This is a genomic window from Enterovirga sp. (assembly GCF_035325185.1).
Classification (GTDB): Bacteria; Pseudomonadota; Alphaproteobacteria; order Rhizobiales; family Beijerinckiaceae; genus Enterovirga.
In genome coordinates this window covers 1-3,389 of the sequence record NZ_DAOLAJ010000164.1, presented here as the reverse complement: position 1 = coordinate 3,389, position 3,389 = coordinate 1, and the positions used below count along the sequence as shown (strand labels likewise).

The 3,389-nt window shown below is 70.2% G+C and carries 5 protein-coding genes and 1 pseudogene; 1 reads left to right on the top strand and 5 read right to left on the bottom strand.

From position 1 onward, the window contains the following. On the top strand, positions 1–636 hold a 636-nt coding region (locus PKD06_RS18545), incomplete at its 5' end, for a hypothetical protein (RefSeq protein WP_324382749.1). Here the strand turns inward: PKD06_RS18545 and PKD06_RS18540 are convergent. The 5 genes and pseudogenes from PKD06_RS18540 to PKD06_RS18520 all read right to left on the bottom strand — a co-directional run. Beyond that, positions 531–1,346, bottom strand: coding sequence for an anti-sigma factor (locus tag PKD06_RS18540; RefSeq protein WP_324382747.1), 816 nt, complete (start codon positions 1,344–1,346; stop codon positions 531–533). The two genes, PKD06_RS18545 and PKD06_RS18540, sit on opposite strands and share 106 nt — an antisense overlap. Beyond that, complete coding sequence (locus PKD06_RS18535) at positions 1,343–1,852, bottom strand: sigma-70 family RNA polymerase sigma factor (RefSeq protein ID WP_324382746.1); 510 nt, start codon at positions 1,850–1,852, stop codon at positions 1,343–1,345. The genes PKD06_RS18540 and PKD06_RS18535 overlap by 4 nt, the downstream gene beginning before the upstream one ends. A 28-nt stretch (positions 1,853–1,880) precedes the next feature. Then, positions 1,881–2,234, bottom strand: a complete 354-nt coding sequence (locus PKD06_RS18530; RefSeq protein ID WP_324382744.1) for a hypothetical protein — start codon at positions 2,232–2,234, stop codon at positions 1,881–1,883. 170 nt (positions 2,235–2,404) lie between these two features. Next, positions 2,405–3,129 (bottom strand): annotated as a pseudogene (locus PKD06_RS18525) (SMC-Scp complex subunit ScpB). A 1-nt stretch (position 3,130) separates the two neighbouring features. Further along, a partial coding sequence (locus tag PKD06_RS18520; RefSeq protein ID WP_324382742.1) for a DUF1403 family protein occupies positions 3,131–3,389 on the bottom strand: 259 nt, incomplete at its 5' end.

Genomic DNA, 3,389 nt, shown 5'->3' with positions numbered 1-3,389 from the left:
GAGGCGTTCAGCCGGCATGTCTCCGACCGCGCCTTCCCGCAAGTGCCTGTCATCGCGGCCAGCGCGAACGCGCCGGGCCTGCGCTTTTTGCGGACCCTGAACTGGATCACCGCCCCCGACGTCGCCGAGGATGCGACGCTCCATCGCCTGCTCGCCGCGCTGGAGGGGGAGAACGTCGAGACCGCAGCACCCCTCTGGACCCTCGTCAACCCCTATCGCAGCCTCGAGGCGCTGACGGAGGCCAACGCCGATTACTTCTACGGCCGCGAGGCGGAGACGGGGGCGGTGCTGCGGGCCCTCGCCGAGAAGCCCGGTCGCTGCCCGATGCTGATCGGCGCCTCCGGGGTCGGAAAATCCTCCCTCCCTCGTCATCCTGAGGAGCCCGCGAAGCGGGCGTCTCGAAGAACGCACAACCGTCCTGCGTGCTTCGAGACGCGCCCTTGCAGGGCGCTCCTCAGCATGACGCCGATAGGGTTTCCTGTTTCCGGCCAGGCTCTGAGCCGGAATGAGGGCCTTCATGGCAACGACAGCTACAGCGCCTTCCTCTGCCGCGCGGCCTCGAGGTCGTATTCCTGGAAGACCGCGCGCGCGACCTTCTGCAGCCGCTCGCGGTCCATCGCGGCGGCGACCACGTAGCCGGTGCCGTCGTCGATCCAGGAGAAGGTCGAGAGGTCGCCCTCGCGCAGGAAATTGAGCGCCGTCTCGCCTCTCTCGCCCGTCCGGACATAGAGCGTGAGGCGGTTGTTGGCGGCGTCCGCATACATGAGAAGCGCGGCGACGTCGGCCCCCGCCGGCAGGAGGCGGCCGCCGACGAGATTGAGGCCGAACTGTTCGGACAGGTCGGGAATGACCAGCCTGCGCTTGAGGCGCTTCGACAGCCATTGCGTCAGATGGGTCTCGTCGTCGGCCTTGACCTCGACCGGATGGACGATCTCGACCGAGAAGGTCCGATGGGCGGACAGGGCGTCGCGGGCGAGCCCCGCCCAGGCCCGGCCGGCCGTCGGAGGCGGTCCGCCCGCGAAATCGCGCGCGTACCACCCGGCCGCGCCGCCGAGGACGAGGAAGAGGCTGGCCGCGGCGAGGAAGGACAGGAAGCGGCGACGGGAGCGAGCGCGCTCGCCGCGCAGGACGGCGACGCGCAGGCGGCCCGGGATCGGCTCGCGCCCCCGCGGCTCCAGGCGCTCGCGCAGGGCGTCGCGCAGCGAGCGGTCCAGCGCGAGATCGGCTTCGAGATCGGGACGCTCGCGCAGCAGCGCGGCCACGGCCTCGCGGCGGTCGGCCGGAAGGCGCCCGTCGACGAAGGCGGTCAGATCATCCTCTCCGACCGGACGCTCGGGCCGGCTCATTTCACCCTCCTCAGGCGCGGCGCCCCCGGCGTCGTGACGGCCCGGCGCAGCTTCTCGCGGGCCCGGCTCAGGCGCGACATCACCGTGCCGACCGGAACGCCCAGGACCCGGGCGGCGGCCTCGTAGGACAGATCCTCGACGCAGACGAGCAGCAGCACGGCCTTCTGCTCCGGCGGCAGGGTCTCGAGGCCTTCGAGCACGTCGCGCATCACGATCCGCGTCTCGGGATCGGCGGCCGGGGCCGCGAGGTCGGGGAGCTGGTCGAGCTCGACCCGCAGGCCTTCGCTGCTGCGGCGGCGCAGACCGTCGATGAAAAGGTTATGAAGGATGGCGAAGAGCCAGGCTCGCATGTCGCCCTCGCGCCAGCGTAGATGCCAGCGCGAGAGCGCCCGCTCCAGGCAATCCTGGACGAGATCGTCCGCTCCCTCGCCGTCCCGCAGGAGCGCCCAGGCATAGCGCCGAAGGGCGGGGATATGCGGTTCGATGAGGGCGGAGGTCTCGTCCATCGCGCGCCCGGCTCAGGCCTGGGCGGCCTCAGGGCTGGGCGACATGCCAAGCACCGTTCAGAAGCCCGTCTCCCGTGACGTCGCCCGGCTTCGCGTCCTTGGCGAAGGTGTAGAGCGGCTTCGCCTTGTAGGCCCATTGCCTGGACCCGTCGTCGCGGGTGACCACGCTCCAGGATCCCATGTCCTTGGAGGAGGCGGCCGCCATCAGGGGCGGCCAGTTGGTGGCGCATTGCCCGTTGCACATGGATTTGCCGCCGCTGTCCTTGGCGAAGGTGTAGAGGGTCATGCCCTTCGCATCCACCAGCGTCTTGCCCTTGGGCGTGTCCGCCGTCCGGGCGGGCTCGCCCGTCTGCGCCCAGGCCGCCGCGGATGCCAGAAGCATGCCGGCACAGATCATCGCCCTCGTCATTCCAGCCATCGTTCCGTCTCCCGATCGTTGCGATCGTGGCATAGACGCAGGATTGCGACGCTTTATTCCGGGCCGGACTCTAAGATTCATAGCAGTCTCTAGCAGGGTAAGGAAAAAGGTCGCCTGATGCGCGTTGTGGTGACTCACTCTGGCCGGTTCGCGGCGGGGTTGGTTGCGATGCGGTGATGGGATGGGCGTTCGGGGTCGCTATCGCCTGTCTCATCCTCACCGTCCACCTCATCGCCACCAGCGATCGGCATCGCGTCGGCCAGCAGCTTGTCCTTGCTGAGCAGGCCGGCGTCTTCGAGCGCCTCCATATCGGGGAGGTCACGGAGGGTCTCGAGCCCGAACCGGGACAGGAACGCCGGGGTCGTGACATAGGTGTAAGGTGCCCCGGGTTGCGGCGAACGTGGTCCGGCTGCAATGAAGCCCAGGCGGCGCAGATGCCCGATCGTGTCGCGGCTGACCGCCTGGCCGAAGACCTGGCCGAGTTCCGCGCGGGTGATCGGCTGCAGATAGGCAATCGCGATCAGCGCCAGGCCGTCAGATTGCGACAGGGGCCTGGAATCCTGCGCGGCGAGCCCGGTCGCGGCCCGGATCGCCTCGGCGAACGTCGCCTTCGTGCGATGCTGCCAGCCGCCGGCCACCGCGACGAGCTCGTAAGGCCGTCCGCGCAGCTCCGCGCGGATGTCGTCGATGATCAGGTCGAGGTTGCAGGTGCGCCCGACGACCTTCGCCAGCGCCTCGCGGCCGACGGGGCCCGCCGAGGCGAAGAGGACGGCCTCGACCCGACCCATCCATTCGCGCAGCGCAACTCGGCCGGCAGATCCGCGAGCTCGAGATCGAGAGACTGCGCGCGCCGGGCCATCCTACAGCCCGTAGAGTCGGAATGCCGAGCGGCCGGAGAGCTCGCGCACGGCGCCGAGCGTAGCCAGGCGCTCGAACAGCCGGCGGGCGCCCCAGCGTGACAGCTTCGGGGTCTGCAAGGTGCCGGACACGGCATCGTCGTCGAGAAGCAGCCGGATCGCGTCGTTTGCCCCCTTGGCGCGCAGCTTCGGGGCCACGGCCTGCAGCCGCGCGGCCCGGCCGGCGATCTCGCCGGCGAGCCGACAGGCCTCGGCCGCCCCC

Coding starts and splice junctions, on each gene's coding strand:
- PKD06_RS18535 (WP_324382746.1), bottom strand. CDS start 1,852: ATGGACGAGACCTCCGCCCTCATCGAACCGCATATCCCCGCCCTTCGG.
- PKD06_RS18530 (WP_324382744.1), bottom strand. CDS start 2,234: ATGCTTCTGGCATCCGCGGCGGCCTGGGCGCAGACGGGCGAGCCCGCC.
- PKD06_RS18540 (WP_324382747.1), bottom strand. CDS start 1,346: ATGAGCCGGCCCGAGCGTCCGGTCGGAGAGGATGATCTGACCGCCTTC.